General features: G+C 72.6%; 21 protein-coding genes. 8 read left to right on the top strand and 13 right to left on the bottom strand.

Features of this window, described 5'->3' with window-relative positions; translation table 11 throughout:
- The first annotated feature begins 29 nt into the window (after positions 1-29).
- From JNK30_RS09630 to JNK30_RS09620, 3 genes are all read left to right on the top strand, one after another.
- Complete coding sequence (locus JNK30_RS09630; protein WP_293482014.1) at positions 30-2102, top strand: S9 family peptidase; 2073 nt, start codon at positions 30-32, stop codon at positions 2100-2102.
- A gap of 75 nt (positions 2103-2177) precedes the next feature.
- A complete protein-coding gene (locus JNK30_RS09625; protein ID WP_293482012.1) occupies positions 2178-2546 on the top strand; it encodes a response regulator in 369 nt (122 codons plus the stop codon).
- A complete protein-coding gene (locus JNK30_RS09620) occupies positions 2543-3361 on the top strand; it encodes a protein-glutamate O-methyltransferase CheR (protein ID WP_293482010.1) in 819 nt (272 codons plus the stop codon). The genes JNK30_RS09625 and JNK30_RS09620 overlap by 4 nt, the downstream gene beginning before the upstream one ends.
- A gap of 69 nt (positions 3362-3430) precedes the next feature.
- Here JNK30_RS09620 and JNK30_RS09615 read toward each other — a convergent pair whose 3' ends face one another.
- The 4 genes from JNK30_RS09615 to JNK30_RS09600 are packed head-to-tail and all read right to left on the bottom strand — an operon-like array spanning position 3431 to position 6137.
- Positions 3431-3568 carry an entericidin A/B family lipoprotein gene (locus JNK30_RS09615; protein ID WP_293482008.1) on the bottom strand — a complete coding sequence of 46 codons (138 nt, stop codon included), beginning with the start codon at positions 3566-3568 and terminating at the stop codon, positions 3431-3433.
- Between the two features lie 50 nt (positions 3569-3618).
- A complete protein-coding gene (locus tag JNK30_RS09610) occupies positions 3619-5328 on the bottom strand; it encodes a sensor histidine kinase (protein ID WP_293482006.1) in 1710 nt (569 codons plus the stop codon).
- Positions 5329-5337: 9 nt separating this feature from the next.
- Positions 5338-5949, bottom strand: a complete 612-nt coding sequence (locus tag JNK30_RS09605; protein ID WP_293482004.1) for a sigma-70 family RNA polymerase sigma factor — start codon at positions 5947-5949, stop codon at positions 5338-5340.
- Entirely contained in the window at positions 5949-6137 is a 189-nt protein-coding gene (locus JNK30_RS09600; protein WP_293482057.1) for a NepR family anti-sigma factor, read from the bottom strand. The genes JNK30_RS09605 and JNK30_RS09600 overlap by 1 nt, the downstream gene beginning before the upstream one ends.
- A 233-nt stretch (positions 6138-6370) precedes the next feature.
- On the opposite strand from JNK30_RS09600, the gene JNK30_RS09595 reads away from it, so the two are divergent.
- The gene (locus tag JNK30_RS09595) at positions 6371-7171 is read left to right on the top strand and encodes a response regulator (protein ID WP_293482002.1); all 801 of its coding nucleotides are present in this window, start codon (positions 6371-6373) and stop codon (positions 7169-7171) included.
- Positions 7172-7246: 75 nt separating this feature from the next.
- Here the strand turns inward: JNK30_RS09595 and JNK30_RS09590 are convergent, their stop codons facing one another.
- From JNK30_RS09590 to JNK30_RS09575, 4 genes are all read right to left on the bottom strand, one after another.
- A complete protein-coding gene (locus tag JNK30_RS09590) occupies positions 7247-7522 on the bottom strand; it encodes a hypothetical protein (protein ID WP_293482000.1) in 276 nt (91 codons plus the stop codon).
- Positions 7523-7533: 11 nt separating this feature from the next.
- Positions 7534-7743, bottom strand: coding sequence for a hypothetical protein (locus JNK30_RS09585; protein WP_293481998.1), 210 nt, complete (start codon positions 7741-7743; stop codon positions 7534-7536).
- Between the two features lie 429 nt (positions 7744-8172).
- A complete protein-coding gene (locus JNK30_RS09580) occupies positions 8173-8625 on the bottom strand; it encodes an OmpA family protein (protein WP_293481996.1) in 453 nt (150 codons plus the stop codon).
- Between the two features lie 76 nt (positions 8626-8701).
- Positions 8702-9043 (bottom strand): YMGG-like glycine zipper-containing protein, encoded by a 342-nt coding sequence (locus JNK30_RS09575; RefSeq protein WP_293481994.1) that lies wholly within the window; start codon positions 9041-9043, stop codon positions 8702-8704.
- A gap of 126 nt (positions 9044-9169) precedes the next feature.
- Between JNK30_RS09575 and JNK30_RS09570 the strand changes: the two genes are divergently transcribed.
- The 3 genes from JNK30_RS09570 to JNK30_RS09560 are packed head-to-tail and all read left to right on the top strand — an operon-like array spanning position 9170 to position 11153.
- On the top strand, positions 9170-9463 hold the full coding sequence (locus JNK30_RS09570) for a hypothetical protein (protein ID WP_293481992.1): 294 nt from the start codon (positions 9170-9172) through the stop codon (positions 9461-9463).
- Positions 9464-9480: 17 nt separating this feature from the next.
- A complete protein-coding gene (locus tag JNK30_RS09565; protein WP_293481990.1) occupies positions 9481-10368 on the top strand; it encodes a diacylglycerol kinase family protein in 888 nt (295 codons plus the stop codon).
- The gene (locus tag JNK30_RS09560) at positions 10365-11153 is read left to right on the top strand and encodes a metallophosphoesterase (protein WP_367118740.1); all 789 of its coding nucleotides are present in this window, start codon (positions 10365-10367) and stop codon (positions 11151-11153) included. The genes JNK30_RS09565 and JNK30_RS09560 overlap by 4 nt, the downstream gene beginning before the upstream one ends.
- A 60-nt stretch (positions 11154-11213) precedes the next feature.
- On the opposite strand, the gene JNK30_RS09555 is transcribed toward JNK30_RS09560, so the two are convergent.
- The 3 genes from JNK30_RS09555 to JNK30_RS09545 form a co-directional block, all read right to left on the bottom strand.
- Positions 11214-11399: a DUF1328 domain-containing protein gene (locus JNK30_RS09555; RefSeq protein ID WP_293481988.1), complete on the bottom strand. Its 186-nt coding sequence runs from the start codon at positions 11397-11399 to the stop codon at positions 11214-11216.
- A gap of 93 nt (positions 11400-11492) precedes the next feature.
- A complete protein-coding gene (locus JNK30_RS09550) occupies positions 11493-11918 on the bottom strand; it encodes a hypothetical protein (RefSeq protein WP_293481986.1) in 426 nt (141 codons plus the stop codon).
- Positions 11915-12229 (bottom strand): hypothetical protein, encoded by a 315-nt coding sequence (locus JNK30_RS09545; RefSeq protein WP_293481984.1) that lies wholly within the window; start codon positions 12227-12229, stop codon positions 11915-11917. The genes JNK30_RS09550 and JNK30_RS09545 overlap by 4 nt, the downstream gene beginning before the upstream one ends.
- Positions 12230-12378: 149 nt before the next feature.
- Between JNK30_RS09545 and JNK30_RS09540 the strand changes: the two genes are divergently transcribed.
- Positions 12379-13791, top strand: a complete 1413-nt coding sequence (locus JNK30_RS09540) for an HWE histidine kinase domain-containing protein (protein WP_293481982.1) — start codon at positions 12379-12381, stop codon at positions 13789-13791.
- Positions 13792-14005: 214 nt separating this feature from the next.
- Here JNK30_RS09540 and JNK30_RS09535 read toward each other — a convergent pair whose 3' ends face one another.
- Both JNK30_RS09535 and JNK30_RS09530 read right to left on the bottom strand, forming a co-directional pair.
- Positions 14006-15214 carry a CoA transferase gene (locus tag JNK30_RS09535; RefSeq protein WP_293481980.1) on the bottom strand — a complete coding sequence of 403 codons (1209 nt, stop codon included), beginning with the start codon at positions 15212-15214 and terminating at the stop codon, positions 14006-14008.
- Positions 15215-15501: 287 nt separating this feature from the next.
- Entirely contained in the window at positions 15502-15870 is a 369-nt protein-coding gene (locus JNK30_RS09530; protein ID WP_293481978.1) for a DUF2200 domain-containing protein, read from the bottom strand.
- Positions 15871-15883: the final 13 nt, after the last annotated feature.

The raw sequence follows: 15883 nt of genomic DNA, 5'->3' as shown, positions 1-15883 counted from the left end.
TCCGCCCGTCGGCCCCGGGGGATCACATCTTGCAGCGTCTCCGTTCTGTCGCCGCGGGCCTCGCCTGCGCCCTGGCCTGCGTCTTCGCGGCGGAGGCCCGGCCCCTGACCGCCAGGGACCTGGCCATGCTGGATCGCGTCAGCGACCCGCAGGTGTCGCCCGACGGGCGCTATGTCGCCTATTCGGTGCGCTCCACCGACTGGGCCAACAACCGCGGCGCCGGCTCGGTGTGGATGCTCGACCGGCGCAGCCCAGGCCTGGGGCCGCGCATGCTCGCCGTCTCCGACAAGATCGCCACGCATCCCCGCTGGTCGCCCGACGGTCGACACCTGTACTTCCTGTCGGCCCGCACCGGCGTGCAGCAGGTCTGGCGCACCGATGCCGACGGCGCGGTCGCGACCCAGATCACCAACCTGCCCGTGAACGTCGCCAGCTATCGTCTGAGCCCCGACGGGCGCACCCTCATCGCCGCGCTGAACGTGTTCCCCGATTGCGACACGCTTGCCTGTACGAAGGCCCGGATCGAGGCGCGCCGGACGGGCCAGGTTTCCGCGGCCGCCTTCGACAGCCTCCCCGCGGTCATCTGGGACGACTGGCGCGCCGGAGAGCGGACCCAGCTGTTCGCCCTGCGCCTCGACGGGGACGGGGTGGCCGCCCAGGAACCGATCCGGCTCTTCAGGGACTTCGACGCCGAGGCTCCGGACCGGCCCTTCGGCGACGACGCCGACTATGCGGTGACGGGCCGCGAGGTGATCTTCTCCGCGCTCGAGCCGGGCAGCGCCTGGGGCGTCGACAGCCAGCGCTACCGGCTGTTCTCGGCGCCGCTCGACGGTTCGGCCCCTCCCCGCGCCCTGCCGCTGGATCCCGCCGGCTCCTACGCCAAGCCGACCCTCTCGCCCGATGGGAAGCGGCTCGCCTTCCTCCAGGCCAAGGCCGGGCGCTGGGACGTCCATGCGCGGGTGATGGTGCGCGATCTGGCCACCGGCGCCGTCCGCGAGGCGAACCCCGGGCTCGACCGGTCCGCCGAGGCGATCCGCTGGTCCGGCGACGGCCGCACGCTCTACGCCGCCATGCCCGACCTGGGCCGCACCCGGCTCTACGCCATCGATCCGGCGGCGCGGACGGCCCGGGCCCTGACCCGCGACGGCACGGTGACCGCCTTCGCCGCGGCGGCCGACCGGCTGGTGGTGGTCCGTGACGACCTCGCGCGCCCCGGGCAGCTGTACGAGCTCGGCTCTGCAGGCGAGACGCCGCTCACGGGCCACAACGGCGCGGCGCTGCGGGGCGTCGAGCTCAGCCGGGCCGAGCAGTTCAGCTTCGCCGGCTGGAACGGCGGAACGGTCTACGGCTGGGTCGTCCCGCCCCACGGCCACCAGCCCGGCCGGAAGTATCCGGTGGCCTTCCTGATCCACGGCGGGCCGCACGGCAGCTTCGGCGACGCCTGGAGCTACCGCTGGAACCCGCAGGTGTGGGCCGGCATGGGCTTCGCGGTGGTGATGATCGACTTCCACGGGTCCGCCGGCTACGGCGAGGCCTTCGCCAATGCGGTGGTCAACCACTGGGGCGACCGGCCGCTCGAGGACCTGCAGAAGGGCTGGGCGGCCGCGCTGGCCCGCTACGCCTACCTCGACGGCGAACGCGCCTGCGCCCTGGGCGGGAGCTACGGCGGCTACATGGTCGCCTGGATCGCCGGCGTCTGGAACGCGCCCTGGAAGTGCCTGGTGAACCACGCCGGCATCCTCGACACCCGCAGCATGGCGCTGACCACCGACATCCCCGGCTTCTCCGAGTACCAGACCAGCGGCCTTCCGTGGGAGCAGCCCGAGGCCTACGCCCGGTTCAACCCCCTGGACCGCGTCGGCGCGTGGCGCACCCCGATGCTTGTGATCCATGGCGGGCGGGACTTCCGCGTGCCGCTGGGCCAGGGGCTGGCCGCCTTCACGGCCGCCCAGCGAAAGGGCGTGCCCTCGAAGCTCGTCTACTACCCCGACGAGAACCACTGGGTGCTCAAGCCCCAGAACTCGGTGGAGTGGTACCGCCAGGTCGAGGACTGGATGCGCCGCTGGCTGCCGGCCCCCGCTGGCGCGCCCACGGGCCGCTGAAATTCCCCGGCGCGCGTCAGCCCGGCGTTAACCAACGAGGCGCGAGATAGCGGACCGAACCCGGAGCCCGCGCTCGTGAAGACCTGCCTTGTCGTCGACGACAGCCGCGTGATCCGCAAGGTGTCGCGCCGCATCCTCGAGGACCTGGGCTTCGAGGTCGCCGAGGCGGCCGACGGCGTCGAGGCCATGGCCTGGTGCAGCGCCGTCATGCCCGACGTGGTGCTGCTCGACTGGGTGATGCCCGCGATGGACGGGATGGAGTTCCTGAAGCGCCTGCGCGCCGAGCCCGGGGGCCAGCGTCCGAAGGTCGTGTTCTGTTCGGGCGAGACCGACCTGGCGCGCATCCGCGAAGCCCTCGAGGCCGGGGCCGACGAATACATCATGAAGCCGTTCGACGGCGGCATCGTGGCGGGCAAGCTGGCGAGCCTGGGGCTGGCGGCATGATCCCGGTCGCCGACCTCGACTTCGTCGCGGCGCTCTGCCGGGCGCGCGCGGGCCTGCGGGTGGACCCCGAGAAGGGCTACCTCGTCGAGAGCCGGGTGGCCCCCGTGGCGCGCCGCGAGGGCTTCGCCTCGCCCGAGGCGTTCATCGCCGCCGTGCGGGCGGACGGCGACGCCCGCTTGGCCTGGAGCCTGGTCGAGGCCATGGTGCTGCCCGAGACCGAGTTCTTCCGCGATCGCCAGGTGTTCGACGCCCTGGCGCGCGACGTCCTTCCCGCCCTGGCGCGCGCCCGCGCGGGCCAGCCGGTACGGGTCTGGAGCGCCGCCTGCGGGGCGGGACAGGAGATCTACTCCCTCGCCATGCTCGTGGCCGAGGACCCGACGCTGGCGGGCCAGGTGGAGCTGTTCGCCTCGGATCTCTCGGAGCGGAGCCTCGAGAAGGCGCAGGCCGGGCTGTTCTCCCAGTTCGAGGTGCAGCGGGGCCTGCCGGCGCGCACGCTCGTGCGGCACTTCGAGAAGGCCGGCGAGTCCTTCGCCTTGTCGCCGCGTATCCGCCAGATGGTGCGGTGGCGCCGCGTGAACCTGATGGACGACCTGGCCCGCTTCGGCCAGTTCGACGTCCTGATCTGCCGCAACCTGCTGACCCAGCTCGCGCCCGAGGCGCAGGCCGCGGTGGTGGGCCGCCTCAAGCGGGCGCTCGCCCCGGGCGGGCGGCTGGTGCTGGGATTGCGCGAGGAGGCCGGCGGCGAGCTCACGCCCATGGGCGGCGGCCTGGGCCTGTTCGCGCTTCCGGGCGACGCGGTCCGCACGGCCGCCTGATCCGGCCCGGACGCAAAACGGCCCCGCCGGCAGGGCCGGGCGGGGCCGTCAGCTTCGCATTTCGCTCGGCTAGTTCTTGGCGTCTTCCGCGGTGCTCGTCACCGCCTCGCCGGCGGACTCGACGTCGCGGCCGGCGCCGGCCACGGTGTTGCAGGCGGCGGTCGCCATGCTGGCGGCCATGACGGCCATGAGGATCACTTTGCGCATGTGGCAGTCTCCCGGGGGGTGGGTCATTCTGTAGGCCCGGCGGCAACGCTTCAGGCGGCGGCCTGGTTCCCCCGGACGGGCGCCGAGATGTCCGCCGACGGGGTCGGGAAGAGCAGCCGCGCCGTCACGCCGCCCGCCGGATTACGCGCCAGCTCGGCGCGGCCACGGAGCTGCCGCGCGAAGGCGTTCATCAGCGTGCGTCCGACCCCCGAGGTGGCCAGCGCCGCGTCCGTGGCCGCCCCGTCGTCCGATATGGCCAGCTCGGCCTCTTCGCCGCGCACCGTGAACTCGAGCTTCAGCACGCCGCCGCGGTTGGCGAAGGCGTGCTTCTGCGCATTGGTGATGGCTTCGACGGCGAATAGCGCCAGCGGCGCCAGGCGGTCGGGATCGATGACCAGGGTGTCGACCGACAGCTCGGTGCGCACCGTCTGCCCGTGGACCAGCTCGCCGTTCACCAGCTGCGCCGTGAGCTCTTCGAGGAACGGGCGCAGGTCGACCCGCTTCAGGTCCGGGCCCTGGTAGAGGGCGCGGTAGATCAGGGCCAGGGCGGTGATCCGCTGGCGGGTGTCGCTCATGGCCGACCGCGCCGCCGGATCGGTGAGGGCGCGCTGCTGCATGTTGAGCAGGCTCGAGATGACCTGCAGGTTGTTCTTCACCCGATGGTGGATCTCGCGCATCAGCTCGTCCTTCTGCGCCAGGCTGTCGCGCAGGGACGCGTCGCGGCCGACGATGGCGTCGGCCATGTCCTCCAGGGTCTCGGCCAGTTCGCGGATCTCGGGCGGCATCTGCTCGGCCTGCACCGGGCGCACCGACAGGCGGCCACGGGCGTAGAGCGCCGCGATCCGCTGCAGGTACTCGATCCAGCGCACCACCACCCGACCCGTGACCGCTGAGACGGCCACGAGGGCGAACAGGAAGGTCAGCAGCGGGAAGAGGATGCCGGAAAGCGGGTTCAGCCGCGCCCACGAGAGCAGCCCGGGCGACTGCGCCGAGAGCACCACATAGACCTCGTCGCCCACCACCGGGGCGGCGGAATAGACCCTGCGGCGGCCCAGGCCGTCGCGGCCGTACCAGACGAGCGTGCCGGTGGCGTCCACCTTGGCGCGCCAGTCCGCGGGCAGCTGCGGGAAGGCGCCGGCGTCCGTGACGCTGATGTAATGGCCGTCCTTCTCCACCAGGCCCACCTCGGCGCCGCGCGGCAAGGAAGGGTCGGTGGTCCGGGGCTGCAGGGTGGCCAGCGAGATCACCGCCGCGAACGCGCCGTCGAAGGCGCCGTCCACGGTCGTGGCCCGCGCCGCCGCCAGCACGGCCGGCTCCCGCGCCAGCGGCAGGCCCGGCTCCTGCGTGAAGGCGACGTTCCGGCCGCCCGCCAGCTCACGGAACCAGGCGCGTCCGGCGCGCTGCGGGTCGGCGGGCACGCCGCCGGCGGCGCACACCACGCGGCCCTGCCGGTCGAAGCGGATGAGGTTCAGGTATCCCGGGATGCGCGTGGTCACCTGCGCCAGGCGTTCCTGGCACTGGAAGCCCACGGCGCCCGGGGCGAGCGTCTGCAGCAGGACTTCCGCGCTCTCCAGCCGCGCCCGCGCCGTGGCGGCGCTGCGCTCGGCGGCGAAGCCCAGATTCTCGCGCAGCGTGCGCCCTTCGCGCTGGAAGCCGATCGCGGACTGCAGCGCGCCCAGGATGAGAACCGGGAGCAACGCCGCGGCGAGCGCCGCGATCAGACGCACCCGGATCGTGCTCAGCGAACTCCACGGGGCCATGCGACGTCCTTACCGGACGCTGCTTAGCCGCTCCGCGTCGGCCAGGATAGAACGCATCGCGTCGCCGGCGGAGGCTCCGTCGCGGTCGTACTCGCCCTGCTCGAGGATCGCGTGGAGCGCCCGGCGCGCGCGGCTCACCCGGCTCTTCACCGTGCCCACCGCGCAGTTGCAGATCTCGGCCGCCTCTTCGTAGGCGAAGCCGCCCGCGCCCACCAGGATCAGGGCCTCGCGCTGCTCGGCCGGCAGCATCGCCAGCCCCTGGCGCAGTTCGTCCAGGGCCACCGGGGCCTCGGGGTCGTCCACGGCCACCAGGGTCCGCTCGGCCGCCTCCTGGTCCAGCTGGCTCTGCCGCCAGGACCGGCGCTTCTCGGAATAGAACTGGTTGCGCAGGATCATGAAGGTCCAGGCCTTCATGTTCGTGCCCATCTGGAAGCTGGCCCGGGCGTCCCACGCCTTCATCATGGCGTCCTGCGCCAGGTCGTCGGCCGCGGTCGGATCGCCGCAGAGCGTGCGCGCGAACGCCCGGAGGTGCGGGATGAGCTGCACGAGTTCGCGCTTGAAGGCGGCGTCGTCCTCGGGCGTGCGCGGCGGGCGCGCCTTCTGTTCGGTTGCGGGTTCCATCAGGACTTTCCCGATCCACGCTCGTCGGCGCGGCGGAGGATCTCCAGGAACTCGTCCGGAACAGCCTCGTTCACCACTTCGTCGAACATCTGGCGCAGGCGCACGCCGATCGCCTGCTGGCGCAGGCGCGCTTCGTCCAGGGCGGCGGCCGCCCTCCTGCGCTCGGGGAGTGGACGTTGTTCTATCATTTCGTCGGCGACCCGCTCGCGCGGAGCCCGCCCCCTCTCGTCTGTCTTGCGACCGCTCAACGTCCTGCCCCCGCGACGGGTTCCCGCTCTTCGCAGAACAAGATGCGGAAAACCTCGTCCGATGGGAACCGGTTCCACGTATTCACGTTTTCGCCCATGATGGGGTCCGGCCAGGGAAGCTCGCCTGCGTCCGGCGCCCACGCTCGAACTTCGAAAACGGGAGGGGTACCCCTTTGAGTCTTCTAGCCCGACTGGCGCCGCATCTACCGTACGTGCGCCGCTACGCGCGTGCGCTTACCGGCGACCAGACGACCGGCGACCACTACGTCCGCGTGGCGCTCGAGGCGCTCGCCGCCGGTGAGCGGACGCTCGCCGACAACATGACCCCGCGCGTCGCGCTCTATCACGTGTTCCATGCGATCTGGCTCACGTCGGGCGCCCAGCTCGAGGCCCCCGCGGAAGACGACGTGGCCGTCGACGACGCCACCCGCCGCCTGATGCGGATCGCGCCGCGCTCGCGGCAGGCCTTCCTGCTCACCGCCCTCGAGGGTTTCACACCCAGCGAGGCCGCGGAGATCCTGGGCGCCGATTTCCCCGAGGTCGAGCGGCTGATCGCCGACGCCCAGGCCGAGATCGACGCCGAGCTGGCCACCGAGGTCCTGATCATCGAGGACGAGCCGGTGATCGCGGCCGACATCGAGGCGCTGGTGACCGAGCTCGGCCACACGGTGGTCGACATCGCCGCCACGCGCACCGAGGCGGTCGACGCCGTGGCCCGCCAGACCCCCGGGCTCGTGCTGGCCGACATCCAGCTGGCCGACGGGTCTTCGGGCATCGACGCGGTGAAGGACATCCTGCAGCGCTTCGACGTGCCCGTGATCTTCATCACCGCCTTCCCCGAGCGCCTGCTCACCGGCGAGCGGCCCGAGCCCACCTTCCTGATCACCAAGCCGTTCCAGCCGGAAACGGTGAAGGCGGCGATCGGGCAGGCGCTGTTCTTCCACCCGCGCAAGGCGTCCCGCCAGGCGGCCTGACGCGGACTCCGACCCCGAAATGCGAAGGGCGCCGCAGCTCTGCGGCGCCCTTTTCGTTGGTCGGCGACGATCGCCTCAGTTGGGCGCGGGACCGTTCGGGTAGCTGCGGTCCGCCGGCGGCGGCGCCGGCGTGTCGGTGGTCGTCCGGCCGTCGACGCGCTCCATGCCCTGGCCGACGGGGACCGGTTCTTCGGCGGTCCGCCACGTCCATGCGGCGAACATGCCCAGGGCCGACAGCAGAGTGCCGAACACCAGCACCCAGAAGATGTGACGCCCCCCGCGGCTCTGCCGGGCGCGCGTGGCGTTCGTGACCGGGGCGTGGTCGTCGGACTCTTGTGACGGAAGGCTCATGATGGGTTTCCTTACTCCGACGGGAAGTAGCTGAACGGTCCGGTGCGGGCCGCTTCGTCCGGGGCGCCCTGGGGCGCGGTCAGGTAGCCGATGGCTCCGGACGCCAGCGCGAAGACCGCGACAGCGCCTGCGATGACCATGCGCCGGCGGACGGCCTGGCGGCGCGCGCTCGGCGTCCGCACCAGCTTCAGCCCGGTGGTGGCGACGAAGGAACTGCGCATGGGAGGCCGCCTCTGCTCCTGGCGCCGGAGGGCTTCGTCCGGCGCGGTCTAAACGCGACGGTCAAGGCGGTGTTCCACCGCCGGGAGGGGCGCTCGGGCGGCCGGAATCAAATCGGGCAAAAAAGTGATGAACGCGCGGAACGCTTCTCCGCGGAGTGTGTTCTTAACCGTGCGGAGGCGGCGACGCCCCCCCCGACTTGAGACTGGCGAGCTTGCCAGTCTGCCGTCTCCGCACCCCTTTTCTCGATGATGCAAACTGGGGCCGGCTTCCGCCGGCCCCTTCTTCTTTGCGCCGGGCTCAGGGTGGTTACTGCGGGCCGAGCGGCGGCGCCCGCGGGCGATCCCAGCCATCGGGCGCGTATGGGTCCCGGCCTTCGGCTCTGCCGAAGCCGGAACGATAGCTGACGGCGAGGTGGGGATCGACCCGGCTTAGCTGGGGTCGCCCAGCTTCAGGGTGATGTCGGCGCGGCGGCGGACGGGGGCTACGCTGCCGTCGGCGGCCACCGCGCCCGCCTGCCCGGCCGCGTCGACCTCGAAGGTCGCGGCGGGAAGCCCGGCCGCCAGGATCGCCCGGGCCACCGCGTCGGCGCGCCGGCGGGAGAGGTCCAGGTTCGCGTCCGCGGATCCGGCGGCGTCGGCCAGGCCCAGCACGCGCACCGCCTCGACCCGGCAGGGCCTGGCCTGGCGCGCGGCGGCCGAGATCACGCGGCGACCTTCGACGGTCAGCTGCGCGACGTTGGGTTCGAAGTAGACCGGGATGGTCATGTCGCGACACGCCTTCGGCTCGCGCACCAGGCGGGCGCGTGCGTCCCGCACCGTCTGACAACCCGAGACCACCACGGCCAGGCTCAGCATTCCGGCCATCGTCGCCGCCGTCTTCATGACGCCCTCCGCTCATGGCGAAAGGGCGGCCGGATCAGTCCGGCCGCCCGTTTCCAGATCATCCTGCGGCCGCGCCTCAGCGGGGCGCGCCGTTTTCCCAGTAGTACCGCCCGCTCGCGGGGTCGTAGTAGTAATAGCGGCCGGCGCGCTCGTCGTAATACTGGCGACGGTTGTTGTTGGTCGCGCCGCAGCCGCCCTCGTCCCTGCAGCCCTTGACGGCGCCGACCGTGCCGCCGACGGCGGCGCCGACCGCCGCACCGGTGCCGACGCCGACGTCGCCGGAGATGGCGCCGATGGCGGCGCCGCCGAGGGCCCCGAGGGCCGCGCCGCCGACGGCGCTGCGTTCCGTATGGCCGGTGGTAGTGCAGGCGGCGGCGAGAAGGCCGGCGCCGGCGATCGCGATAACAGGCTTCAACATGCCGATGTCTCTCCTATGGGGTGTCCCTGGCGCCCCAAACGCGTCGTCCAAGGCGCAGTTCCTTTCCGGAACCAAGGGCGACGCCTGCCGTTGCATCGCGGGAACACTTTGACCGGGAGACGTGCCGTGACCTCCTACAGCGATCGAGACGACAATCGCAGCGACGTCCGCCAGGCCTACGAGATGGGCCGCCGCGACGCACGGCGCGCCCGCCGGCGCCATCCGGTGCTCATGACCTTCCTGATCGTGGCCGCTGCGGTCGGGTTGATCGTCATGGCGCTCGCCGCCGTGAACGGTTCGTTCGGCACTGCCGGCCAGGTGGTCGACCAGAACCTCGCGACCGCCGCCGACCAGGCGGCCCCTGCCGTGCAGGGCGCAGCCGCGAACGCCGGCGAGGCCGTGCGCGACGTCACGAACTGATCCGGCGAGGGGGGCCGTTGCCAGACACCACGACCCGTCCCCGCCTGGCCAAGGTGGAGGTGGTGGCGAACCTCGCCTCGGGCGGGGTCGGAGCCGACGCGCGCGAAGAGCTCGAGCGCATCCTCGGCGAGGCCGGAATTTCCCCGAACATCCGACTGCCTGAGCCGGGCGGCCTCGTGGACAGCCTGCGCGCGGGCCTCGACACCGGGCCGGACCTCCTGATCGTGCTGGCCGGCGACGGCACGGCGCGGGCGGCGGCCGAACTCGCAGGACCGGACGGCCCCCTCATCGCGCCGCTGGCCGGCGGGACGATGAACATGCTGCCGCATGCCGTCTACGGGCGCCGGCCTTGGCAGGAGGCGCTGCGCGAACTGCTGGAGGATGGCGTCGAGCGCGACATCGGCGGCGGCTGCATCGGCGGGCACCGGTTCCTCTGCGCCGCGATCCTCGGATCCCCCGCCCGGCTGGGGGCCGCCCGCGAGGCCGCGCGCGAGGGCGACATCGCCGGGGCGGTGCAGAAAGCCCGCAAGGCGTTCCAGCGGGCGTTCACGGGCCGCCTGCGCTACAGCATCGACGGCGGCCCCCGGGCCAAGGCCGAGGCCCTCGTGCTGATGTGTCCCATCGCGTCCAAGATCATGAACGACGAGGCGCCCGCGCTCGAGGCGGCCGCGCTGAACCCGCGCGGCGCGGGCGAGGTCGTGCGCCTGGGGATCAACGCCATCGTCCGCGACTGGCGCGTCGATCCGGCGGTGGAGAACCAGCCGTGCCGCCGCGCGCGCATCTGGGGCGCGCACGCGATCCCCGCCCTGCTCGACGGCGAAAGCACGATGCTGCCCCCCGCCAGCGAGGTCTACTTCGACCCGCGGATCTGCCGGGTCCTGGCCCTGCCCGTGGAAGAGCGGTGAAGACGATCCGCTTCGCGCATCTGTCGGACATCCACTTCGGCGGCGAGAACCCCGCGGCCGTCGAGGCGGCGGGCGAACGGATCCGCGGCGGAGGCTTCGACCTGACCATCGTCTCGGGCGACCTCACGCGCTTCGCCGAGCACCCCGAGTTCGAGGCGGCCGGCGCATGGCTGCGCGGGCTGCCCGAGCCGAAGTTCGTCACCCCCGGCAACCACGACGCCCCCTACCTCGCGCCCCTCGAGCGGGTCTTCACGCCCTTCGCGCGGTTCGAGCGGCACGTGGGGCCGGCCCAGGCGCAGTGCTGGCGCGCCGATGGGGTGGCGGTTCGCGGCCTCAACACCGCGCGGGGCGCCCAGCCGCGGCTGAACTGGTCGAAGGGCCAGATCTCGGTCCGCCAGGCGCGCGCGGCGGCGGACTGGTTCGCGCCGGGCGACGCGCTGCGGATCGTGGTGGTGCACCATCCGCTGATCGAGATGCTCGGGGGGCCGATGACGGCCAAGGTCTGGGGCGGCGAGCGGGCGGCCGAGGTCTTTGCCCGCGCCCGGGTGGACCTGGTGCTGTCGGGCCACATCCACGCGCCCTTCACCTGGCCCTACCCGCATGGCGACGGCCGCACCTATGCGGTGGGGGCCGGCACGCTGTCGGTCCGCGAACGTGGCGTCCCGCCGGGGTACAACGAGATCGAGGTCGAAGGCGCCTGCATCAAGGTGACGGCGCTGGCCTGGACGGGTTCGCGCTACGAGCCCTACCGGACCTGGGCGCTCGACCGCCGCGCCCAGTCCTAGACCCCACGCCTTCCGGCGGGACCGCAGGCTGCGATCCGGCCGGAAGCCGCAAGGACGTCGTTAGAGCGGTCCCGGGCCGACGCCGCGTCCACGCACGAGGTGCAGGACCAGCGAGACCACGAACAGGACCAGGAAGACGAAGAACAGGATCTTGGCGATCCCCATCGCCGCGCCGGCCACCGAAGTGAAGCCCAGCACGCCGGCGATGAGCGCGACCACCAGGAAGGTCAGAGCCCAACCGAGCATGTCGTTTCTCCTCCTCAGGCCATCTTGGGCCTGCGGCGGAGGCAACGTGTCTGGAGCGGCGCCGTTCCCTCGCGGCGCGGGCGCGCGCGGCGGCTACTTCTCGGGCCGGGTCGCCCCGCCCGCCATGAAGGCGGTGACGATGGCGCTGACCACCGCGGGATTTCGCACCAGGACCACGGCCGCAGCCGCGGCGGCGCCCAGCGCGATGAGCGGCCGCTCGCGCGCCAGCAGGATCACGCGGTCCACGAGGCCGGCCTGCTCGTCCTCCGCGGCGACGGCCTTGCGCTTGGGAGGCGTCACCGGTCTCGCCGCGATCCAGGCGACCGTCACGGCGACGGCGGCGAACAGGGCGGCGGTGACCGCCGCCGCGCCCGCCGGGATCAGCCAGATCCGCGCCAGGGCGAACACGCCATAGGCGGCGGCGACGACGACCACGCCGGCCGCGACGGCCACGGCGGAGACGGCGGCGGCGAGCGCCAGCACCCGCCGCAGGTCCAGGAGTTCGAAGAGCTTGTTCAACGCCGCGAGGCGGACGCCAGCAGGAGGCCGATCAGCACGCCGACGCCCAGGGCGGCGCCCGTGGCGGCCAGCGGCCGGGCGCGGATCTGCTCGCTGGCGGCGCGCGCCGCCTCGTCGAGCTGCTCGCCGGCGACGTCGGCGTAGACGCGGCTCTGCGCCCGCAGCTGCTCCAGGCCCTGCTGGACGGCGCCCTCGATCCGCTTCACGGCGTCGGCGATCGCCTTCTGGGCGTCGGCGCTGATGCGGGCGGCGGTGTCGTTGGCGGCCGCGGAGGCCTCGTCGGTCGTCAGTTGGCCGGCCTTGGGGGGCATGTTTCGTCTCCGGAAGCTGAGCCTTGGCTGCGCTGCAACATAGGACGTCCGGCCCCCGCCGCAAAGGCGCCTGCTCGCAAAGGTTCAGAGCACGCGAAAGATTGCGCCTCTGGGTGGAGCGGTGGACGACATTTACCTATCTTGGCGCGATGACTCGTGATGCGGCACGCAGCGCCGATCGGGAGCGCCTCGAGCTCGCGCTCCAGGCCGCCGGTCTCGGGGAGTTCGAATGGGACATCGCCGGCGGCCGCGTCGTGGTGAGCCCGCGCATGGCCGCGATCACCGGCCTGCCCGCCGGTGAAAGCGAGGCGAGCCGCATCGGGATCTTCGTCGAGCCCCATGTCCACCCGGAGGACCTGGCGGCCTTCCGCGCCACGCGCGACGCGGCGTTCCAGGCCGGCGACCACTTCGATTCCCGCTACCGGTTCATCCGGCCCGACGACGGGCGGATCATCTGGCTCCACATGGCCGGCGTGGTCGTCCGCGAGGAGGGCCGGATCCGCTGCGTGACCGGCGTGGTGGAGGACGTCACCCAGTGGCGGCTGGAGGAGGACCAGCGCCTCCAGCTCATGGCCGAGCTGGACCATCGCGTGAAGAACGTCCTGGCGGCGGTCCAGGCGCTGGCCCAGCAGACCGCCAAGCGCACGACCTCGCTGGACGCCTTCGTCACGACCTTCTCCGGCCGTCTCAAGGCCATGGCGAGCGCCAACGAGCTGCTCACGGCCGCCCGCTGGCGGGGCGCCGCCATCGACCACCTGGCGGCCGCCGAACTGGGCGCGATCGCGCCCGGCCAGACCAGCTGGGCCGGTCCCGAGCTCTTCCTGACGCCCCGGGCGGCGAACGCGCTCTCCCTGGCGCTGCACGAGCTGGCCACCAATGCGGTGAAGTACGGCGCGCTGTCGACCGAGACCGGCCACGTCCACCTGGCGTGGCGGGAGCGGCGGGCGGGCGGGTTCGAGCTGACCTGGACCGAGACCGGGGGGCCGACCGTCCAGCCGCCCGCCCGCCGCGGCTTCGGATCCACGCTGCTGGAGCAGGTCACCGGGCGCGAGCTCAACGGGAATGTGGCGGTCGAGTATCCCCCGGCCGGCGTCAAGGTCAGGCTGCAGGCCGGCCCGCAGGCGGTGGCCGAGCGGCCGGAGGTCGTCCCTGAGTCGCCGTCCCAGCGCGTCACCGAAACAGTGCCGACCTCGCGGGGCCCGGCCAGCCTGAAGGGCGCGCGGGTGCTGATCGTGGAGGACGCCGTGCTCCTGGCGCTCGAACTGGAGACCGGACTGTCCGAGGCGGGCGCGGAGGTCGTCGGGCCCGCCTACGAGCTCGAGGAGGCGATGGCGCTGCTCGACCGCCAGATCGACGCCGCCGTCCTCGACGCCAACCTCAACGGCCGCTCGGTGACGCCGGTGGCCGAGGTGCTGCGCCAGCGCGGCGTTCCGTTCGTCTTCGCCACCGGCTACGGCGAGGTGGGCGGCGCGCCCGGCGGCTTCGAGGCGCCGGTCATCCGCAAGCCCTACGACGTCACCCAGGTGGCGGCCGCCGTTGCGGAGCTCCTCGGCAAGGACTAGCCGGCCCCTGCGTCGGAACGCCGCGCGGCGGGAGCGCGCTGGGACAACCCGTCACCTCTGCTTTGGCGCGCACCGGGCCTATCCGTCGCGCCACGAAGGCTCGCGGACACCGCGGGGGCCGGACCGGCGGCCAAGGGACCTCGCCCGGAAGCAGGCGACCCGGACTTCGGCGATCGGTCCGCGGCAAAGGTCGCGGGCCGGCTCGCGCCCTCGGTCAGATCACGCCGGCGGCGCGCAGTTCGGCCAGCTTCTGCGGCGAGCACGCCGCGCGCGCGGCCAGGACCTCGTCCGTGTGCTGGCCCAGCGCCGGCCCCGGCCAGCGCACCCGGCCCGGCGTCGCCGACAGCTTCGGGAAGGCGTTCTGCATCCGCACCGGCCCGAAGACCGGATGGTCCACGGTGACCACGGCCTCGCGCGCGGCGAACTGCGGGTCCTCCAGCATGTCGGGGGCGCGGTAGACGCGGCTGGCCGGCACGCCCTTCTCCTCCAGCAGCGCGAGCAGCGCCGGCAGATCGAACGTCGCGGTCCACGCGGCGATGACGCCGTCCAGCTCGGCCTGGTTCACGCCGCGGCTGGCGTGGTCGACGAACTTCGGATCGGTCTTCAGGTCGGGCCGGCCCATGGCCTCGGTGAGGCGCGCATAGACGTTGTCGCCGTTGCCGCCGATCAGGATCATCTCGCCGTTCCGGCAGGGATAGGCGTTGGACGGCGCGATCCCCGGGAGGATCGAGCCCGAGCGCTCGCGCACGTAGCCCGTGATGTCGTACTCGGTGATCAGGTTCTCCATCACGCCCAGCACGCTCTCGTAGAGCGCCGCGTCGATCACCTGGCCCTTCCCGGACCGCTCGCGGTGATGCAGCGCCATGGTGATCCCCATCACCGCATGCATGGCCGCCAGGCTGTCGCCGATCGAGATGCCGGCGCGGGCGGGCGGACGATCCGGTTCGCCGGTCACGTGCCGCAGGCCGCCCATCGCCTCGCCGATCAGGCCGTATCCGGCCCGCTGCGAATAGGGGCCGGTCTGCCCGAACCCCGAGATGCGGGCCATGATGAGCCGCGGATTGACGGCCGAAAGCGCCTCGTACGAGAGGCCCCACTTCTCCATGGCGCCCGGGCGGAAGTTCTCGATCACCACGTCCGCCCCGGCGATGAGCTCCTTGGCCAGCGCCTGGCCCTCGGGCTTGCGCAGGTCGAGGCCCACGGACTTCTTGTTGCGCCCGATGACCGGCCACCAGGGCGAGAGACCCTTCGGCAGGCTGCGGCCCCACTGGCGCATGGGGTCGCCGGTCTTGGGATCTTCGATCTTGATCACCTCGGCGCCGAAGTCGCCCAGGATCTGGCCGCAGAAGGGGCCCGCGATCAGCGTCCCCATTTCGATCACGACGAGGTCGGCCAGGGGGCCGGAAGGCTGCGCGTCTGTCATGGCGCAGCGTTTAGCGGTCCGCCCGCGCCGCCGTGAAGCCCGTTCTGGTTTGCGGCGGCCGCAAACGGAATTGCAGGCCGCCGGCGCGAGCCGCCCTACAGCGCCGCGATCAGCATCGGGCCGAACAGCGGGATCGCCATGACGACGGCGAAACCGAGGGTCATCAGGCTGAGGCCGAGGGTCATGGCGGGCTCCTTTCTTCCGCCGCCAGGGTGGCCGGTCCCGCGTTCCGCCGCACTGCCCGATTTCGCAGACCGGTTCTGCCGAATTCCGCGCCGGGCGGCGCCTCAGGCCCCGACCGGGCTTCGCAGGATCTTCGCCATCGCCCGCCCCTTGGCGAGCTCGTCCACGAGCTTGTCCATGTAGCGGATCTCACGCATCAGCGGCTCTTCGATGGCTTCGACCCGGACGCCGCAGACCACGCCCCGGATCTCGGTCCGCGCCGGGTTCATCCGGGGCGCCTGGGCGAAGAAGGCCTCGAGGTCGCAGTTCGACGCGATCTGCGCCTCGAGGCCGGCCTGGCCGTAGCCGGTGAGCCAGCGCAGGATCTCGTCCAGCTCCGCCCTGGTGCGGCCCTTCCGCTCGGCCTTGGCGACGTAGAGCGGATAGATGCTCGCGAAGCTGGCGCGATAGATCCGGTGGCCGGGTGCGGACATGGCCGAACGCTAG

Origin of the sequence: Phenylobacterium sp., from assembly GCF_016793225.1 — a bacterium.
Taxonomy (GTDB): Bacteria; Pseudomonadota; Alphaproteobacteria; order Caulobacterales; family Caulobacteraceae; genus Phenylobacterium.
This window is presented reverse-complemented; position numbering and strand designations above follow the sequence as displayed.